Annotated in this window: 1 protein-coding gene; it reads right to left on the reverse strand. The window is 58.8% G+C overall.

Annotated elements, in window-relative coordinates; translation table 11 throughout:
• The coding region (locus tag ACXJKR_RS34135; protein ID WP_457326637.1) for an HNH endonuclease at positions 1-253 on the reverse strand (253 nt) is incomplete at its 3' end.
• Between the last annotated feature and the right edge of the window lie 398 nt (positions 254-651).

Consider the following 651-nt stretch of genomic DNA (forward strand, 5'->3'; position numbering starts at 1 on the left):
TCCCTGCAGCGCCAAGATATCGCCCGCCAGCAGCAATTCGGTTTGCCTTGACGTAGTCCATCGGCGCGCCCTTTGAATAGTCCCAGCTTCGTAGGATCGACGCTCCACCAGTATGCGGAACGTTGTTATGGAGAGGAGAAGGAACCATCTCCAATGAGACACCGTCCGCAGCATGGTGCAGTGTTGCACCCTGGCTTTTCAACCATCTTTGCACTGCTGCATCACTGGTCAAGTTGAGCTGTTCGCGCAGCATGTCTCGTCCGAGCTTTAGATCGATCGTGCTATTACCCGTCATTCCAGGAACGGTCATGCGTCCCTGTGACCATGAGCTGAAGTCCACTATGCCGTTTTGGAACGGGATCGGCTTGCCCCCCGTCACCGCTGTGACCCTCGGGTCCGTCGACCGCCAGCCGGAGTTGCCGGGTCGCGATGGATTCGACCACGCGCCATTGCTCACGGGCAACCTAGGATTCTCCGGGCGCGGAGTGGCAACTGAATTATCAGTTAGGCCCAAGCCAATCGCTCCACCTAGGCTTATGTCGCGCAGCGTGTTGGGTGATCTGCTCATCGCCTCATCGGATGTGCCCACCCTCACCAGCGCCGAAGCCGGAAGCGCCAGCGATTCCAGGTCCAGTTTGGGCGTCGCACTCA

The organism is Roseateles sp. P5_E11 (genome assembly GCF_054049355.1).